This window comes from Lelliottia sp. CFBP8978, assembly GCF_034046055.2.
Taxonomy (GTDB): domain Bacteria; phylum Pseudomonadota; class Gammaproteobacteria; order Enterobacterales; family Enterobacteriaceae; genus Enterobacter.
Map to the genome: position 1 here is coordinate 1,210,659 of NZ_CM188253.1, position 18,891 is coordinate 1,229,549.

At 57.5% G+C, this 18,891-nt stretch carries 14 protein-coding genes; 7 read left to right on the forward strand and 7 right to left on the reverse strand.

From position 1 onward, the window contains the following. Positions 1-22: 22 nt before the first annotated feature. Positions 23-721, reverse strand: coding sequence for an RluA family pseudouridine synthase (locus tag SOM82_RS05585; protein ID WP_320460094.1), 699 nt, complete (start codon positions 719-721; stop codon positions 23-25). Positions 722-972: 251 nt separating this feature from the next. On the opposite strand from SOM82_RS05585, the gene SOM82_RS05590 reads away from it, so the two are divergent. Next, entirely contained in the window at positions 973-1,452 is a 480-nt protein-coding gene (locus tag SOM82_RS05590; protein ID WP_320460093.1) for a cold-shock protein, read from the forward strand. A 57-nt stretch (positions 1,453-1,509) separates the two neighbouring features. Here the strand turns inward: SOM82_RS05590 and SOM82_RS05595 are convergent, their stop codons facing one another. Further along, positions 1,510-1,965: a hypothetical protein gene (locus SOM82_RS05595; RefSeq protein ID WP_320460092.1), complete on the reverse strand. Its 456-nt coding sequence runs from the start codon at positions 1,963-1,965 to the stop codon at positions 1,510-1,512. A 454-nt stretch (positions 1,966-2,419) separates the two neighbouring features. Between SOM82_RS05595 and SOM82_RS05600 the strand changes: the two genes are divergently transcribed. Continuing rightward, a complete protein-coding gene (locus tag SOM82_RS05600; RefSeq protein WP_320460091.1) occupies positions 2,420-3,118 on the forward strand; it encodes a GNAT family N-acetyltransferase in 699 nt (232 codons plus the stop codon). Positions 3,119-3,274: 156 nt separating this feature from the next. On the opposite strand, the gene betA is transcribed toward SOM82_RS05600, so the two are convergent. The 3 genes from betA to betI are packed head-to-tail and all read right to left on the reverse strand — an operon-like array spanning position 3,275 to position 7,032. Next, entirely contained in the window at positions 3,275-4,939 is a 1,665-nt protein-coding gene (gene betA / locus SOM82_RS05605) for a choline dehydrogenase (RefSeq protein ID WP_320460090.1), read from the reverse strand. Between the two features lie 13 nt (positions 4,940-4,952). Then, positions 4,953-6,425 carry a betaine-aldehyde dehydrogenase gene (gene betB, locus SOM82_RS05610; RefSeq protein WP_320460089.1) on the reverse strand — a complete coding sequence of 491 codons (1,473 nt, stop codon included), beginning with the start codon at positions 6,423-6,425 and terminating at the stop codon, positions 4,953-4,955. A gap of 13 nt (positions 6,426-6,438) precedes the next feature. Further along, positions 6,439-7,032 carry a transcriptional regulator BetI gene (gene betI, locus SOM82_RS05615; protein WP_154126606.1) on the reverse strand — a complete coding sequence of 198 codons (594 nt, stop codon included), beginning with the start codon at positions 7,030-7,032 and terminating at the stop codon, positions 6,439-6,441. Positions 7,033-7,159: 127 nt separating this feature from the next. Here betI and betT point away from each other — a divergent pair, with 127 nt between their 5' ends. Further along, on the forward strand, positions 7,160-9,193 hold the full coding sequence (betT, locus tag SOM82_RS05620; RefSeq protein WP_154126607.1) for a choline BCCT transporter BetT: 2,034 nt from the start codon (positions 7,160-7,162) through the stop codon (positions 9,191-9,193). Positions 9,194-9,589: 396 nt separating this feature from the next. Then, positions 9,590-9,754, forward strand: coding sequence for a hypothetical protein (locus tag SOM82_RS05625; RefSeq protein WP_320460088.1), 165 nt, complete (start codon positions 9,590-9,592; stop codon positions 9,752-9,754). Here the strand turns inward: SOM82_RS05625 and entD are convergent. Together entD and SOM82_RS05635 are read right to left on the reverse strand one after the other, a co-directional pair. After that, positions 9,732-10,391: an enterobactin synthase subunit EntD gene (entD, locus tag SOM82_RS05630; RefSeq protein ID WP_320460087.1), complete on the reverse strand. Its 660-nt coding sequence runs from the start codon at positions 10,389-10,391 to the stop codon at positions 9,732-9,734. The two genes, SOM82_RS05625 and entD, sit on opposite strands and share 23 nt — an antisense overlap. Positions 10,392-11,037: 646 nt before the next feature. After that, positions 11,038-13,281 carry a TonB-dependent siderophore receptor gene (locus tag SOM82_RS05635; RefSeq protein WP_320460086.1) on the reverse strand — a complete coding sequence of 748 codons (2,244 nt, stop codon included), beginning with the start codon at positions 13,279-13,281 and terminating at the stop codon, positions 11,038-11,040. A 256-nt stretch (positions 13,282-13,537) separates the two neighbouring features. On the opposite strand from SOM82_RS05635, the gene fes reads away from it, so the two are divergent. Genes fes through entF form a run of 3 tightly spaced genes read left to right on the forward strand, consistent with a single transcriptional unit; the run spans position 13,538 to position 18,864 of the window. Next, positions 13,538-14,743, forward strand: coding sequence for an enterochelin esterase (gene fes / locus SOM82_RS05640; protein ID WP_501083555.1), 1,206 nt, complete (start codon positions 13,538-13,540; stop codon positions 14,741-14,743). A 36-nt stretch (positions 14,744-14,779) separates the two neighbouring features. After that, positions 14,780-14,992 carry an MbtH family protein gene (locus tag SOM82_RS05645; protein ID WP_320460084.1) on the forward strand — a complete coding sequence of 71 codons (213 nt, stop codon included), beginning with the start codon at positions 14,780-14,782 and terminating at the stop codon, positions 14,990-14,992. Beyond that, the gene (entF, locus tag SOM82_RS05650; protein ID WP_320460083.1) at positions 14,989-18,864 is read left to right on the forward strand and encodes an enterobactin non-ribosomal peptide synthetase EntF; all 3,876 of its coding nucleotides are present in this window, start codon (positions 14,989-14,991) and stop codon (positions 18,862-18,864) included. Before SOM82_RS05645 ends, entF begins: the two co-directional genes overlap by 4 nt. The last annotated feature ends 27 nt before the right edge of the window (positions 18,865-18,891 follow it).

Consider the following 18,891-nt stretch of genomic DNA (forward strand, 5'->3'; position numbering starts at 1 on the left):
GTCCAGAACGTTATCATCACATTCAGAACGGGCTGGCATGCCGGGCATTAATTTCTTTTCCGCTAATGGGATGCACAAAATCCAGCTCACTGGCGTGTAGCATGAGCCGCGGCGTCTGTTCGCTGCCTGGCAGCAGGCGACCGCCATACAGGTCACAGCCGAGAATTGGGTGACCTAGCCGCTGGCAGTGAATGCGAAGCTGGTGAGTACGCCCGGTTTCCGGCGTGAGCTGTACCCGGGTTAAGGGGAGCGACGTCCCGTTTTCAGCCTCCAGATAAAAGCGCTCAATGACCCGATAGCGGGAGCGAGCGGGCTTACCGTGGATTTCGCAAAGCGACATCAGCGGGAACAGCGCCGGATCTTTGGCAATCGCCGCGTCTATCACTCCTTCGTCTTCTTCCAGATGCCCACAGAGCAGCGCGCTGTACACCTTGGTGACCGTCCGCTGGCTGAACTGCTGGCAGAGTGCGGCATTAATCGCTTTATTGCGGGCAATGACCATCAGCCCGGAAGTCCCAAAATCCAGGCGATGCACCAGGGTACACCCCGGGAATTGCCTGACCAGCCGATGATGCACCGAATCCAGATTCTGCGGATTTTTCCCCGAGAGGCTGAGCAGCCCGGCGGGTTTATTGATCAGCACCAGATGCTCGTCCTGCCAGAGTATGTCTATCTGGTCGTGGCACGGTGGCGCAATAAAGGTATCAATAATCGTAGACATCAGGCTGACCGGCTTGAGAGTGGGTGCGGATCATACCCAATTTTCGGGCGACTGACGAATCTGGCTATCTGATGAAGCGTGCAGGGGACGCTACCCGCGTATTTCGCATTTTTACCCTTTCCCCTGACGCTGACACTCGCCGATCGTAAATTTATCATCCAGACTTAAGCCAAAGGCGTGGTCTGCGCAGGCATTGTGCTTTACACTGCGCGCTGCAAAAATTGAGTTGATAAACGATTAACCAGGCGGTAATGGCGATGAACGGAACAATCACAACGTGGTTTAAAGATAAAGGTTTTGGATTTATCAAAGATGAAAACGGCGATAACCGCTATTTTCATGTGATTAAGGTCGCCAACCCTGAGCTGATTAAGAAAGATGCGGCGGTCACTTTCGAGCCCACGACCAACAACAAGGGATTATCCGCGTTTGCGGTGAAAGTGATTCCGGAAAGCAAATACATCTTTATCGCAGGCGAGCGCCTTAAGCTCACGTCGATCAAGTCTTTCCTTGTTTACAGCGAAGAAGTGCCTGTTGAAACCCGGATTGATAAAGAAAATGCCGTGCTGTCCGTTGGGTTACTGCTGAGTAATATCAGACCGAAATCAACCACGAAACCGGGTGAAATGCGTTCGCTGAAAAAACTGGCGATCACCACCTTCCAGGGCACGACGTTCATCTTCTCGGAAGATGAGATCGATATTGATGCCACGGTAAAACTGCTCAAGTGATCCTGTGCCGAAATCCTGCACGCGGTAGACGCAGAATTTCGGCATCACTTACTGCGCTTAGTGCGCCGTGACAGCCGGCTCCCTCACAAACTCCGCCAGCAACCAGACCATATCATGCAGTAACCTCGTTAACTCGTTCGCCACGTTGGCTGGCAGCGTTCCACCAAGAATGGCCTGGGTTAAAGCCTGCGCATACTCCACCTGTGTCGCCGTTTCCTGCCAGCAGTCCGGCACGCAGGAGGTGGTTCTCTCACCCGCGATTAATTGCTCAATCAGATGCGGTGCAAGCCCGGTATCGCAGCGTTCGCGTAACTGACCGAGTGCCTCCAGCAACCGCTGGCATAAGGCGCTGCGTTTATCGGCATCATCGGTTTCGACCAGCGCGCAGACCATTGCGGCACAGGCGTCAGCCACCGCAATCGAATCTGCGGTTTCGGGGAGGGGGAGGGTAATAAGCTGTTGAACGATGTCTTCTTCAGATTGTGCATAAGACAGGGTTGGGAAAGTCGTCATGTGATATTCCTTTTCTGGTATTTATCCAAACCACCGCAATAAGTTCCTGTGCTCTGGGGGGAGCGCTGACGGAGGTAGGAATACCGTACACGACGAAACGGCCAGCCTTGCGGCTGCTCCACCAGCGCTACCGTCATTTTAACGGGGTGAGCACTGTCGCGACAAAAATTGTCGTGTCGTGAATAACGGGTTCCTACGCCCGATTGCGGATGTGCCGCAACGCAGGCACTTTACGACCAGCCGCTGACAAAAAAAAGCCTTCACCCCCGTATTTCGTCAGGTTACTTTCCGATTTGCGAGGCGCTTTCCAGAATCTGGCCCATTTGGTGCTCGCCTTGTACCAGCAGGGTATAAGGCAGATGGATTGTCTATTAAGCGCAGAGAATGAAAATTATTGTTCGTCTGCTTTTTGTCCTGATATAACCACTACATCACCAGACAGGGAGACACCGGCGTGCCAGAAATTAATCAACATGGTCAGATTGTTAACGATACTGTGCCCGACTGGAAAGGGGCTGGCGTTTTGACCCGCACAGCCCTTAACGGGCGATTTTGTCGTCTTGAGCCTCTGGACGCCTCGCGCCACGCGGTCGATCTTTTCGAGGCTTATGCGCTGGGTGATGACAGCGACTGGACGTGGCTTGCCAGTACGCAGCCTGCCAGCGTGGCAGCCACCGCCGAATGGTTGCAGGATAAGGTGGCAGATGACGGGCTGGTACCCTTTGCGGTTATCGACCTGCGCACAGATCGTGCGGTTGGGCTGGTCAGTTATATGGCGATTGAGCGCCTGATGGGCTCGGTGGAAATCGGCCACGTCACCTGGTCGCGAAAGATGAGAAATAGCGCAATGGGCACTGAAACCGTCTGGCTGTTACTGAAAAACGCGTTTGCGCATCAGTACCGCAGGCTGGAGTGGAAATGTGATTCGATGAACGTCGCATCGCGTAAAACGGCAGAGCGGCTGGGTTTTGTCTGGGAAGGGCGGCTACGGCAAAAACTGGTGCGCAAAGGGCGCAATCGCGACAGCGATATGCTCTCGATTCTGGATACCGAGTGGGCGGAACGCGATGCGGAACTGCGTGGCTGGCTGGCGGCGGAGAATTTCGACGGGGAAGGGCGGCAGGTTAAAAGGCTTGAGGAATTTCGGATTTAAAAGGAATACCCCTCACCCCAGCCCTCTCCCCAAAGGGGCGAGGGGGTAATCGCTCCCTCTGTTCAAAGGTGCGGGGGTAATCGTTCCAAGGGTACGAGGGTGTATTTATTCCCTCTCCCCTTTGGGGAGAGGGTTAGGGTGAGGGGAAAATGCGACTCAACGCCTGACCGGCGCCCCATCCGCCACATAATAGGCCGCCGTGCTCTTCGCCAGCGGCTCGCGACCGCGAATGGCATCGGCAATTTTCTCGCCAATCATAATGGTGGTGGCGTTCAGGTTGCCGGTAATGATCTGCGGCATGATTGAGGCATCCACCACGCGCAGCCCTTCCAGCCCGTGGACGCGGCCCTCGCCATCGACCACTGACATTTCGTCATAACCCATTTTGCAGGTGCCGCACGGATGGAATGCCGTCTCGGCGTGGTTACGCACAAATTCGTCGAGCTGTTCGTCGGTCTGACACTCCACGCCCGGGCTTATCTCGCGGCCGCGATATTTATCCAGCGCCGGCTGGTGCATGATTTCACGGGTGATGCGGATCGCATCGCGGAACTCCTGCCAGTCCTGCTCGTGAGACATATAGTTGAACAGGATCGCCGGGTGGTCGTGCGGATCGCGAGAGGTGATGCGCACATGCCCACGGCTCGGCGAGCGCATGGAGCCGACGTGACACTGGAAGCCGTGCTCTTTCACCGCATTCGAGCCGTTATAGTTAATCGCAACCGGCAGGAAGTGGTACTGAATATTCGGCCACGCAAACTCTTCGCGACTGCGGATAAAACCGCCCGCTTCAAAGTGGTTGCTTGCGCCGACGCCCGTGCCGCCAAACAGCCATTCCGCGCCAATTTTTGGCTGGTTCCACCACTGCAGCGCCGGGTAGAGGGAGACCGGTTCTTTACACTCATATTGCAGGTACATCTCAAGGTGATCCTGCAGATTCTCGCCCACGCCGGGCAGGTCATGAACCAGCGGAACCGCAAACTGCTTCAGCAGTTCAGCGCTGCCGACGCCTGAGCGTTGCAGGATCTGCGGCGAAGCAATCGCCCCGGCGCATAACAGCACTTCCTTGCGCGCCGTCGCGTTGTTCGGAATGGTGCTGTCACCTTCCAGCCATTCGACGCCCACCGCACGCTTGCCGTCAAAAATAATGTGATCGGTCATGGCGTGAGTGCGGATGGTCAAATTAGCCCGCGGTTTAGCCTGATCCAGATAACCGCGGGCGGTGCTGGCGCGGCGACCCTGCGGGGTCACGGTCCTGTCCATCGGGCCAAATCCTTCCTGCTGATAGCCGTTGAGATCGTCCGTGCGCGGATAACCGGCCTGCACGCCCGCTTCAACCATCGCTTCAAACAGCGGATTCACGCCGGGTTTTGAGGTGGTGACGCTCACCGGACCGTCGCCACCGTGCCAGTCATTCGGGCCCACATCCCGCGTTTCTGATTTGCGGTAGTAGGGCAGGCAGTTGAGATAGCTCCAGTGCTCAAGCCCTGGCTCGGTCGCCCAGTTGTCCAGATCCATGGCGTTACCACGGATGTAGCACATGCCGTTAATCAGCGATGAACCGCCCAGTCCTTTCCCGCGTCCGCACTCCATCCGGCGGTTGTTCATGAACGGCTCAGGCTCGGTTTCATACGCCCAGTTATAGCGCTTACCCTGTAACGGGAAGGCCAGTGCCGCAGGCATCTGCGTGCGGAAGTCAAAACGGTAATCCGGACCGCCTGCTTCAAGCAGCAGTACGGTGGTATTGGGATCTTCCGTCAGTCGTGTCGCCAGTACGTTGCCGGCAGAACCGGCACCAATAATGATGTAGTCAAATTGCAAATAAACCTCCCGGTTAAAATATGGACTGGAATTTACCCATCTCAACCTGGATGGACTTCACCTGGGTGTAACTCTGGAGCGTCATCACGCCGTTTTCGCGGCCAATACCGGAGTGTTTGTACCCGCCCACCGGCATTTCGGCAGCGGATTCCCCCCAGGTATTAATCCAGCAAATACCCGCTTCGAGCTGGTGGATAGCGCGATGCGCCCGGTTCAGGTCGGTGGTGACAATGCCCGCCGCCAGACCGTAGTCGGTATCATTGGCGCGACGAATCACTTCAGCTTCACTTTCATAGGTGAGGATCGCCATAACCGGCCCGAAAATTTCTTCGCGCACGATGGTCATGTCGTCGCGACAGTCGGTAAAGACGGTTGGGGCAACCCATGCGCCGTTATCAAATCCATCGCCTTTCAGCACGTCGCCGCCGCACAGCACGCGTGCGCCTTCGCGTTTGCCCTGTTCGATAAAGCGCAGCACGTTTTCGCGATGCGGGAAGCTGACCAGCGGACCAAAGTTGGTGGATGCATCGAATACATCACCGGCCTGAATACGCGCCACGCGCGCCAGGATTTTCTGCTCAAATTCCGCTTTGAATTTTGCCGGAACGAATACGCGCGTCCCGTTAGTGCACACCTGCCCGGAGCTGAAGAAGTTGGCCATCATCGCGATATCGGCGGCCAGATCGAGATCTGCATCGTCGAACACAATCAGCGGAGATTTGCCGCCCAGCTCCATCGTCACCTCTTTCAGCGACGAAGCGGCGGAGTTAGCCATCACTTTTTTGCCGCTGGCCACGCCGCCGGTAAATGACACTTTGGCGATACCGGGATGCTCAGTCAGATACTGTCCCGTCTCGCTGCCCACGCCCGGCAGCACGTTAAATACCCCATCCGGCAGACCGGCTTCGGTGTAAATTTCGGCCAGCTTCAGCGCCGTCAGCGGGGTCACTTCGCTTGGTTTAAAGATCATGGCATTGCCTGCGGCCAGCGCTGGCGCGGATTTCCACAGGGCAATCTGAATCGGGTAGTTCCACGCACCAATTCCCGCCACCACGCCCAGCGGCTCGCGACGGGTGTAGACGAAAGAGGTGTCGCGCAGCGGGATCTGGCTGCCTTCCAGCGCCGGAATGAGCCCGGCGTAATATTCGAGCACATCCGCACCGGTCACAATATCGACGCTGGTGGTTTCGGAAAGCGGCTTGCCGGTGTCGAGCGTCTCCAGATGGGCCAGTTCGTCGTTACGCTCGCGCAGGATATCCACGGCGCGGCGCAAAATGCGCGAACGCTCCATAGCGGTCATCGCCGCCCAGACTTTTTGCCCCTGCCGGGCGCTTTTTACGGCACGATCCACATCGTCGCGTCCGGCGGCCTGTACGGTCGCCAACACCTCGCCGTTGGCCGGGTTGATGGTCTCGAAGGTGCTACCGCTGGTGGCGGGGGTATAACCACCGTTGATATAAAGCTGTTGTTCCGCCATTCGGGACATAATTTCTCCTCGGTTATTCGGTGACGATCGGTAAATGCTGGCTGATGAAATGGCCGGTTAGCGCCTGCGCACGGCCTTTATCCAGAGCATGACCGCTGAGCGCGGCGCGTAGCCACAGTCCGTCGATCAGCGCCGCCAGGCCGTAGCCGGCTTCCTGCGCTTTTTCACGCGGCAGCACGCGGGCAAACTCGCTGACCAGATTCGACAGCAGACGCCGGCTGCTCACCTGCTGCAGGCGGTACAGCATCGGCTGATGCATACTGCTCGCCCAGAAGGCCAGCCAGGCTTTCATGGCCGCGCTGCTGATCTGCGTTTCGTCAAAATTGCCGGCCACAATGGCCTGCAAACGCTGCTCAGCGCTGCCGTCGGGCAGAGCGCGTAAACGGCTCAGCACCGCGTGGCGAAGCTGGCTGGTGATATCGCGCATCGTGGCTTCCAGCAGGCCATTTTTGTCCCTGAAGTAGTGGCTGATGATGCCGGTCGATACGCCTGCCCGACGGGCAATCTGCGCGACAGTGGCATCGTGCATACCCACTTCATTTATTGCTTCCAGCGTGGCGTCGATCAGTTGCCTGCGCCGGATTGGCTGCATCCCCAGTTTGGGCATTTTGCCGCTCCATTCATCAGCATTGTTTAACCATTAAAGCGGTTTTTGATTGGACGTTCAATATAAAATGTGTCTTAATTGTTGCGGATTTTGTTTTCAATAGTTACAAAAAGAGTGGGGATACTGGATGACAGACCTTTCACAAAGCAGAGAAAAGGACAAAATCAATCCGGTGGTGTTTTACACTTCGGCAGGACTGATTTTGTTGTTTTCCCTGATGACGATCTTCTTCAGCGACTTATCCGCGCTGTGGATTGGTCGAACCTTAAACTGGGTTTCAAAAACCTTCGGCTGGTATTATTTACTGGCTGCCACGCTGTATATCGTCTTTGTGGTGTGCATTGCCTGCTCAAGATTTGGCTCGGTCAAGCTCGGGCCGGAGCAATCAAAACCGGAGTTCAGCCTGCTGAGCTGGGCGGCGATGCTGTTCGCCGCAGGCATCGGTATTGACCTGATGTTCTTCTCGGTGGCAGAGCCGATCACGCAATATATGCAGCCGCCGGAAGGGCAGGGGCAGACGATGGAGGCCGCGCGTCAGGCGATGGTCTGGACGCTGTTCCACTACGGCTTAACCGGCTGGTCGATGTACGCCCTGATGGGAATGGCGCTGGGATACTTTAGCTATCGTTATAATTTACCCCTCACGATCCGCTCGGCGCTCTATCCCATCTTTGGCAAAAAAATTAACGGACCGATTGGTCACAGCGTGGATATTGCCGCCGTTATCGGCACCATTTTTGGTATCGCGACGACCCTCGGGATTGGCGTTGTCCAGCTTAACTACGGCCTGAGCGTGCTGTTTGATATCCCGGATTCGATGGCGGCCAAAGCGGCGCTGATTGCGCTGTCGGTGATTATCGCCACCATCTCCGTGACCTCTGGCGTCGATAAGGGCATTCGTATTCTGTCCGAGCTGAACGTCGCGCTGGCGCTGGGGCTGATTCTGTTTGTGCTGTTTATGGGCGACACGTCGTTCCTGCTCAACGCCCTGGTGCTGAACGTGGGCGATTACGTGAACCGCTTTATGGGCATGACCCTCAACAGCTTCGCCTTTGACCGGCCGGTCGAGTGGATGAACAACTGGACGCTGTTCTTCTGGGCGTGGTGGGTGGCCTGGTCGCCGTTTGTCGGGCTGTTCCTGGCGCGTATTTCGCGCGGGCGCACCATCCGCCAGTTCGTGATGGGGACGCTGATTATTCCGTTTACCTTTACGCTGCTATGGCTGTCGGTGTTCGGGAACAGCGCGCTGTATGAAATCATTCATGGCGATGCGGCGTTTGCCCAGGAGTCGATGGCGCACCCGGAGCGCGGGTTCTACAGCCTGCTGGCGCAGTACCCGGCGTTTACCTTTAGCGCTTCGGTCGCCACGATTACCGGTCTGCTGTTTTACGTCACGTCGGCGGATTCCGGCGCGCTGGTGCTGGGCAACTTCACTTCGAAGCTGAAGGACATCAACAGCGATGCGCCCAACTGGCTGCGTATCTTCTGGTCGATGGTGATCGGTCTGCTGACGCTGGGCATGCTGATGACTAACGGGATTTCGGCGCTGCAAAACACCACGGTGATCATGGGCCTGCCGTTCAGTTTCGTCATCTTCTTTGTGATGGCGGGGCTGTATAAATCGCTTAAGGTCGAAGATTACCGGCGTGAGAGCGCTAACCGCGACACCGCGCCGCGTCCGATGGGAACCCAGGACCGTCTGAGCTGGAAGAAGCGGCTGTCGCGCCTGATGAATTATCCGGGCACGCGCTACACCAAACAGATGATGGAAACGGTCTGTTTCCCGGCGATGGAAGAGGTCGCGCAGGAGCTGAAGCTGCGTGGCGCGCACGTCGAGCTGAAGAACCTGCCGGCGGAAGAGGGCGAGCATTTAGGGCATCTGGATCTGCTGGTGCATATGGGCGATGAGCAGAACTTCATCTACCAGATCTGGCCGCAGCAGTACTCGGTGCCGGGCTTTACCTATCGCGCGCGTAGCGGAAAATCGACCTACTATCGGCTGGAAACCTTCCTGCTGGAAGGCAGCCAGGGTAACGATTTGATGGATTACAGCAAGGAACAGGTGATCACCGATATTCTCGATCAGTACGAACGACACCTGAACTTTATCCATCTTCACCGCGAAGCGCCGGGAAATAGCGTGATGTTCCCGGATGTGTAAACTTTTCGCTGAACATTGTTGAATACAGAAAGCGGGACCAGAGATGAATCATCTCTGGTCCTTTTCTTTTATATATGGATTTAAGTATTCTGAGTGAAAGGCGGGCTATAATTCGCGAGCTGAATAATAACTAATATTCTGCTGAGTGATTTATTTGTCAGCTTTATTCATGAAATTAAAAGCCACCCTTTCATATTTTCCCCGAGCGGTCTCGCATTTTTTATATTTTTAATAAATTAACCGGGCTGTGCATTTATCCATAGCGGTATGATAGTTCTCGTTAACCCAGGCAACACGAGCTGTAAAGGCAGGTAAAAGGTTATAAATGAGATCGCGGTATAAAGGTGTACCAGCACCCTTATACCGCTAACCACAAACAACTAAAGGGAGTTGATTATGGCTGCGAAGAATTCTATGCCAGAGCGGGCTATTGCCCAAACAGAAATTGCAGTATTGGAAAATCAGCAGGAAATTCGCGAGCAGGTACGCAAAAAAAATCCCCGTTCGCTTCATGGGGGCATTGCCTCGTGCAGGGCGGCTATTGCTGAGAAATCAGCGTGATAATTCGCTCGTTTTCGCGCTGCCAGTAGATCGTGAAACAGTCGCCTGCAGAAAATCCTGCCAGCGGCCGGGTCAGCGCCAGCGTCAGATGCTGTTCATCCAGCGCTGTCACTCGCGCGCAGTCAAATCCCATGTATTCCTTCACGCAGGGGAAGAGTGCTTTAAACAAACTCTCTTTGGCGCTGAAAACCAGGGTAAGTGCCTGTGAAAAAGGGATGTCAACCGGACGTAAAACAGATTCTTCTGTCTCAAAAAGAATACCGTCTTTGATGTTTTCGGCTTCCTGCGGATCCAGGATCAGTTCGCAATCAAGCCCGACGAGACGATGCGTGCGGTCAGATACCGTCGCCATGGCGCAGTTTGCGGTATGAGTAATACTCCCGACGATCCCCGCGGGCCACAGCGGTTCGCCGTTGACGCCGATGGCGGGGAGGGCGGTGATCCCACAATCCCGCAGCGCATGGGCGGCGGCAAGTCGTCCGGCAAGATGATCGGTTTTGCGTTTGCGTCCGGCATCGGTCAGTTCTGCGTGGTGGGGGAGCCAAAGCAGATCGATGTCGGTAAAAGTCGCGGGATCGAAAGTAATGCGATGGACGGTTTGACCGGCGAGCAGAAAAGAGGTGTGGGTGGTGTGCATTGTTTTGCCCTTACATGTTTTTAAACTGTGCGGCCTGATGCCCTCACCCCGGCCCTCTCCCACAGGGAGAGGGAGCAAACACTAAAAACGGCAACGCGGTTACCGTTTGGTTTTTACCGTGTGCGGCCTGATGCCCTCACCCCGGCCCTCTCCCACAGGGAGAGGGGGCAAACATTAAAAACGGCCACTGGCGTGGCCGTTTTGCGTTTACCTTGTGCGGCCTGATGCCCTCACCCCGGCCCTCTCCCACAGGGAGAGGGGGCAAACATTAAAAACGGCCACTGTCGTGGCCGTTTTGCTTTTACCTTGTGCGGCCTGATGCCCTCACCCCGGCCCTCTCCCACAGGGAGAGGGAGCAAACACTAAAAACGGTCACTGGCGTGGCCGTTTTGCGTTTACCTTGCCCTCACCCCGGCCCTCTCCCACAGGGAGAGGGAGCAAACACTAAAAACGGTCACTGGCGTGGCCGTTTTGCGTTTACCTTGCCCTCACCCCGGCCCTCTCCCACAGGGAGAGGGGGCAAACATTAAAAACGGCCACTGTCGTGGCCGTTTTGCTTTTACCTGGACCTCACCCCGGCGATCTCTTGCGGAGAGAGGGTGAAAACACTAAAAACGGTCACTGGCGTAGCCGTTTTGCTTTTACCTTAGAAGTGCGTGTTTACGCTCATGTACCAGGTACGGCCCGGCTCATTATACGTGTACGCTCCTGCACCGTACATATAAGCGCCGGTTTTGTCGTTACCCGTGGTCTGGGCATTACCCGCGCGCCACTGACGTTTGTCGAAGACGTTATCCACACCGCCGGTCAGGCTGACGAATTTGGTAACGTCCCAGGTCGCGCTCAGGCCAACGATGCTGTAAGGGCTTACTTCGTCCTTCTCAGAGCCGGTCACAGGCTGACCTTTGTAGTTGTATTTCTTCGGCTGCTGCTTACCGTACCAGGTAAAGGTCGATTGCAGCGACACATCCTGTTGTACCTGCCAGCTCAGGGTTGAGTTCAGCGTGTACTCCGGGATGATCGACAGGCGATCGCCGGTCTCCTTGTTCTTGCTTTGCAGCATGTAGGTGATGTTGTTGGTCCAGTTAATGGCATCGCTTACCGGAACATTCAGCGTCCCTTCCAGACCTTCTACCACCGCTTTCGGGACGTTTTCCCACTGGTAGATATCGGTCTGTACTTTCCCGGCCGAGGTATGGCCGATTGGCGCATAGCCCGCTTCAATTTTGTCGCGATAGTCGTTACGGAACCAGGTCGCACCCGCCAGCCAGCCGTCGCGTTTCCACTCCAGACCAATCTCTTTGTTGATGCTGGTTTCCGCTTTCAGATCGTCGTTGCCAAGCATATAGCAACCCGTTTCATCCGGGCTGGCGTAGCAACCCTGGCCTTTGCTGTACAGCAGATAGTTCGGGTTGGTCTGGTACAGGCTCGGGGCTTTGTAAGCCCGCGCGATGCCCATCTTCAGCGTAAAGTCATCACCCAGCCCTTGCGACAGATTCAGGGACGGGCTCCAGTTGTTGCCCACGATAGTGTGATGATCAAAACGCAGCGCCGGGGTCAGCATGGTGCTGTCGGTCAGCTCCATGTTGTTCTCGGCAAACAGCGAGAAGATCTCCGCTTTGGAGTACGGGCTGCGGTCGTCGCTCATGCCCGGGATTGCGCCGCCTTGCTGGGGTTGCGTATAGGAGGTGGAATCCTTCATGCGCTGCTGGTTCCACTCGGTGCCCAGCGTCAGATTCTGGTTAACGAGGAAATCAATCGGCAGGTTGATTTCGCTGTGCAGGGTGACGTCGGACAGATCCGTATCGGTGAATTTGTCGCTATTGAACAGCCCTTCCAGGCCGCCCGCCAGCCCTTCGCCCAGACGGGAGTTACGCGTGTGTTCGTACTGCGCCCAGTTGCTGGTGGTAATGCCGTTATCCCAGCCGCCGTTCCAGGTCACCGCCCAGTTCTGGCGATAGATACGGTTGGTCTCTTTGCCGTAATTCTTTTTCACCAGCGCATTATCGTTGTTGGTGTTCTGGGTGTCGCCTGCGTACAGGTTGTTCTGACGGCTGTAGCCCGCTTCAAATTCCAGCGACTGCATCGGAGCGAAGTCCCAGCGCACCACGCCGTTGATGTCTTTATTTTCAACCCCTTCACGACCAGAAGGCAGTGTATCGACATACGCGCCGGTACGTTCGGACTGGTGACCCTGGTTGATATCCCATGCATCGGCCTGGGTTTTATCCAGATTACCAAACATGCGGAAGCTGAAATCGCCGCCCAGCGGGCCGCTCAGGCTGAAGTTAGTGCGTTTGGTGGAACCTTCGTCTTTATGCTCTGGCGCGTTCAGGTAGGTGTTCCATGAACCATGCCACTCGCTGTCGAATTTTTTGGTGATAATGTTCACCACGCCGCCCGCGGCGCCGTTGCCGTAACGAGCCGCTGCCGGGCCACGAATGACTTCGATACGTTCAATCATCTCTGGCGGAACCCAGCCGGTATCGCCACGGGTATCACGCTCGCCGCGCCAGCCCAGACGGATGGAGTTGCGGCTGGTGACAGGCTTGCCGTCGATCAGAATCAGGGTGTTTTCCGGGCCCATGCCACGAATGTCGATCTGGCGATTGTTACCGCGCTGACCGCTGGTGGAGTTCCCGGTGAGGTTAACGCCCGGCATGGTGCGGATAATTTCTGCCACGTCGCGAGCGGGAGGATTTTTACGGATTTCATCGGCAGTGATGGTTGAAACGCCCGGCGCCTGCAGGTTTTGCTCGGCGGCGGTGATCACCATGGTATCTTCGTGCGCGGCACTGCTGGTGGTTTTGTCGTCTGCCATCGCGGGCATGGCAACGCCGTAAATTCCCAGATTGACCAGCAAGGCCAGGGAGTGAATCTTGTTATTCATTGTACGTCCTGCTTTTCGTTGCCGCATCCCCTTGGCTCCATTCCCGAACGGGAGAGGAGGCGGCATGACTTGTCACCGGCACGTTGTGTAAGCAGCCCTGTCCTCGAGCGCACACAATGCATGGCATGGTTATTTTATGAGCGCGCTTCCCACAGCGCGGGCACTACGCTATTGCAAATGCAAATAGTTATCAATAATATTATCAATAATTTTTGTCTTGTCGCAAAAAAGACGCGAAAAACATGAGGTTAAACGGGTGACGGCGTTAACAACGGGAAGTGATGCCTGGTGGCAGTCAAAAACAGGTCCGGAATGGGTACGCGAAGGGGATCATTATCGTGTGACATTCTGGTGGCGCGATCCGGCCGGGACGCAATCGACGTCCACGGTACAGCGGGTGTGGATTTACATCACCGGCGTCACCGATCACCATCAAAATGCCCGACCCCAAACGTTAACGCGCCTTGCCGGAACCGACGTCTGGCAATGGCAGGGAGAATTCAGCTCCGAGTGGCGCGGCAGCTACTGTTTTATCCCCTCCCGGCGCGCGCAGGATTTTGACGAAACGGTCTTTACCGGTGATGTGCCCGATCGTATGGCGCTGCGCGAAGGATGGCGCAAACTGCTGCCTGACGCGGTTGCCGATCCGCTGAATGCGCAAAGCTGGCGCGGTGGGCGCGGCCACCCGGTGTCGGCGCTGGAAATGCCGGAGGCCCCCGTCCAGCCCGGCTGGAATTGTCCCGATACGCCTTATCTTCCCCCGCAATGTATAGAGTGGCACAGCCCGCGACTGGGGAATTCTCGTCGCGTCTGGGTGTTCACCACGGGTGAGGAAAACCCGGCTGAACGCCCGCTGGCGATACTGCTCGACGGGCAGTTTTGGGCCGAAAGTATGCCCGTCTGGCCGGCACTGACGGCGCTGACAAATGAGGGGCAATTGCCGCCCGCGGTCTATGTGCTGATCGATGCGATCGACACCGCCCATCGCAGTCGTGAATTGCCCTGCAATCCCGATTTCTGGCTGGCGGTGCAGGACGAACTGCTTTCGCAGATCCGCGCCACCACGCCTTTCAGCGATCGCGCCGATCGTACCGTTGTTGCCGGTCAGAGTTTTGGCGGACTCTCGTCGCTGTATGCCGGTCTGAACTGGCCGCAGCGTTTTGGCTGTGTGCTCAGTCAGTCGGGTTCCTACTGGTGGCCACATCGCGGTGCACAGCAGGACGGGCTGCTTATCGAACAACTCAAAGCGGGTGAAAAATCCGCGCAAAATCTGCGCATCGTTCTTGAAGCGGGACAGCGCGAGCCGCTGATTTTCCGCGCCAATCAGGTCATTTACGCCCAACTACAACACACACAGCAGTCGATTTTCTGGCGTCAGGTTGACGGCGGACATGATGCGCTTTGCTGGCGTGGCGGGCTGACTCAGGGGCTGATTACCCTCTGGCAGCCGTTCATTCACTAACGCCAGGCAGGCGATTTTTTTCGACAGGAGTTTGGTATGGAATTCAGTCATCCCTTCGATAATCCGCAAGGGCAGTTCTCGGTGTTGCAAAACGAAAACGGTCAGTACAGCCTGTGGCCCGCGCAGTGCGCACAGCCTGCGGGCTGGCGTGAAGTGTGTGCGCCGCAATCCCAGCAAGCCTGTCAGCATTGGCTGGCCGAACACTGGCAAACTCTCGTGCCTTCATATTTTGCGGAGGATAACGCATGAGCACGCGTCTCCCGCTGGTGGCTGCTCAGCCAGGTATCTGGATGGCAGAACAACTCTCCACGCTGCCTAATGCCTGGAGCGTGGCGCACTACGTTGAACTGAACGGCGAAATTAACGCGCCGCTTCTGGCGAAAGCGATCGTCACAGGCATGATGCAGGCCGACACGCTGCGCACGCGCTTTAGCGAAGATAACGGCGAAGTGTGGCAGTGGATCGATGACGCCATGACGTTCGCCGAGCCGCAACGGGTCGATCTGCGCGACAGCGCCGATCCCCATGCCGCCGCCGTGGCGCTGATGGAGGCCGATCTTCAGCAAAATCTGCGCATTGACAGCGGTCAGCCGCTGGCATTTCAGTGCCTGATTCAGCTGGATAACCATCGCTGGTACTGGTATCAGCGTTATCACCATTTAGTGGTGGATGGCTTCAGTTTTCCGGCTATTACCCGCCAGATCGCCGCCATTTATGCCGCACGGTCGAAAGGCGAAGACACGCCAGCGTCGCCGTTTACGCCATTCGAAGAAGTGGTGGAAGAGTATCAGCGCTATCGCCACAGCGAAGCGTATCAGCGCGACGGCGCATTCTGGGCTGAACAGCGCAAACAGCTGCCGCCGCCCGTCTCTCTTTCTCCCGCACCGCTCCCGGGCCGCGCGGCCACCACCGATATTTTGCGCCTGAAACTGGTCGCCGATCGCCACGCGTTCAGCCAGCTTAGCCGTGCGGCGGGGCCGGTTCAGCGAACCGATCTGGCGCTGGCATTGGTGGCGCTGTGGCTGGGCCGCCTGACCGGGCGACTGGACTACGCCGCGGGCTTTATCTTTATGCGTCGCATGGGATCGGCAGCGCTGACCGCCACCGGTCCGGTGCTGAACGTGCTGCCGATGGCGATTAACATCCATCCGCAGGAGACGCTGCCGGAGCTGGCGTTACGTCTGGCAAATCAGCTCAAAAAGATGCGTCGTCATCAGCGCTACGATGCCGAGCAAATTGTACGCGACAGCGGCCGGGCGGCAGGAGACGAAGCGCTCTTTGGCCCGGTGCTGAACGTGAAGGTCTTTGACTATCAGCTGGATATCGACGGCGTCGCGGCGACGACGCATACCCTGGCGACCGGTCCGGTGAACGATCTAGAACTGGCGCTGTTCCCGGACGAGCAGGGGGGATTGAGCATTGAGATTCTGGCGAACAAACAGCGTTACGACGAAGCGACGCTCACCCGTCACGTTGCCCGTCTGAATGCGCTGCTGACGCAGTTTGCGGTGAATCCGTCGCTCCGCTGCGGCGAGGCGGAAACCGTCTCTGAGGAAGAGTATCAACAGCTGGCGCGGATTAATGACACCGGAGTGACGATCCCGACCACCACCCTGAGTGCGCTGGTGGCGGAACAGGTGCAAAAAACGCCGGAGGCCCCGGCGCTGGCGGATGCCCATATTGAACTGAGCTATCGCCAGATGCGCGAGCAAATTATCGCGCTGGCGAACGTGCTACACGAACGCGGTGTCAGGCCCGGCGACAGCGTGGCGGTCGCGCTGCCGCGCTCGGTATTCCTGACCCTGGCGCTGCACGGTATTGTTGAAGCGGGCGCGGCCTGGCTGCCGCTCGATACCGGTTATCCGGACGATCGCCTGCACATGATGCTGGAAGATGCGCGCCCGTCGTTGCTGATTACCACCGCCGATCAGCTCCCACGCTTTAGCGACGTACCGGGGCTGGAAAGCCTGTGCTACGGCGAACTCCTGCCGGCGCAGGGAAGCGAACCGCTGAATCTGAGCACGCCGGAACAGACCGCCTACATCATCTTTACCTCCGGCTCCACCGGGCGTCCGAAAGGGGTAATGGTCGGGCAAACCGCCATCGTTAACCGTCTGCTGTGGATGCAAAATCACTATCCGCTGGACGCGCGTGATGTGGTGGCGCAGAAAACGCCGTGCAGTTTTGATGTGTCGGTATGGGAATTCTGGTGGCCGTTTATCACCGGGGCAAAACTGGTGATGGCGGAGCCGGAAGCGCACCGCGATCCGCAGGCGATGCAGCACTTCTTCGCTCATTATGGCGTGACGACCACTCACTTTGTACCGTCGATGCTGGCGGCATTTGTCGCGTCATTAACGCCGGAAAATGCCGGTTGCTGCGCCAGCCTGAAACAGGTGTTCTGTAGCGGCGAGGCGCTGCCCGCCGGGCTGTGCCGCGAGTGGGAACAGCTCACGCACGCGCCGCTGCATAATTTGTATGGTCCAACGGAAGCCGCCGTCGACGTGAGCTGGTATCCGGCATTCGGTGAGGCGCTGGCGGCGGTCGAGGGCAACAGCGTGCCGATTGGTTTCCCGGTGTGGAATACCGGCCTGCGGATCCTGGATGCGATGATGCGCCCGGTGCCGTTCGGGGTGGCGGGCGATCTCTATCTGACGGGCATTCAGCTGGCGCAGGGCTATCTGGGTCGCCCGGATCTGACTGCCAGTCGCTTTATTGCCGATCCGTTTGCCCCGGGCGAGCGGATGTACCGCACGGGCGACGTTGCGCGCTGGCTGCAAAACGGCGCGGTGGAGTATCTCGGACGCAGTGACGATCAGCTGAAAATTCGCGGTCAGCGTATTGAGCTCGGTGAGATTGATCGGGCGATGCAGTCACTGCCTGATGTGGCGCAGGCGGTGGCCCATGCCTGCGTGTTCAACCAGGCGGCTGCAACCGGCGGCGATGCGCGTCAGCTGGTGGGATATGTGGTATCGGAATCTGGCCTGCCGCTGGATCGCGATGCGCTGCTGGAGACGCTGAAAGCGCAGCTGCCGCCGCACATGGTGCCGGTGGTGCTGCTGCAAATCAGCGATCTGCCGCTCAGCGCTAACGGCAAGCTCGATCGCAAAGCGCTGCCGCTGCCGGAGTTGACCAGCAAAGCCTCGGGCCGTGCGCCGGAATCAGACACCGAAATCGCGGTGGCGCAGGCGTTCTCGACGCTGCTCGGCTGTGACGTGAATGATATCGAAGCGGACTTCTTTGCCCTTGGCGGCCACTCGCTTCTGGCGATGCGTCTGGCGGCGCAGCTCAGCCGTGCGTTTTCGCGCAAAGTCACGCCGGGACAAATTATGGTTGCCTCAACCGTGAATCAGCTCAGTGCGCTGCTGGACTCGTCGTTGAACGATGAACAGGCGCAGCGTCTGGGCTATGAAGCGATTCTTCCGCTGCGAGAAAGTCACGGTCCGACGCTGTTCTGTTTCCATCCGGCGTCGGGGTTTGCCTGGCAGTTCAGCGTGCTGGCGCGTTATCTCAGCCCGCGCTGGTCGATTACCGGAATTCAGTCGCCACGGCCAGAGGGCCCGATGGCGCAATGCGCCACGCTCGATGCGGTGATCGAACATCATCTGCAGACGCTACGCGCGCAGCAGGCGAAGGGGCCGTATTATCTGTTCGGTTATTCGCTCGGCGGGACGTTAGCGCAGGGGATTGCCGCGCGTTTGCGCCAGGACGGTGAAGAGGTGGCTTTCCTCGGGCTGCTGGATACCTGGCCGCCAGAAACGCAAAACTGGGCGGAAAAAGAGGCTAACGGGCTGGATCCGGAAGTGCTGGCGGAGATCGAGCGCGAGCGCCAGGCCTTTGTGGCGGCCCAGCAGGGGCAGGCGTCGAACGAACTGTTTAGCGCTATTGAAGGCAACTATGCCGATGCGGTGCGTTTGCTGACGACGGCCCATAGCGCGAAGTTTGACGGTAAAGCCACGCTGTTTGTCGCCGAGCGTACGCGCACCATGGACCCGCACCAGGCATGGGCCGAGTGGGTGGGTGAGCTTGAGGTGTATCGCCAGGATTGCGCTCATGTGGATATCATCTCCCCGCAGGCGTTCGGGCAGATTGGACCGATACTGAAGGGACTTTTGGGGTAGATCCGCGCTATTGCCCTCACCCTAACC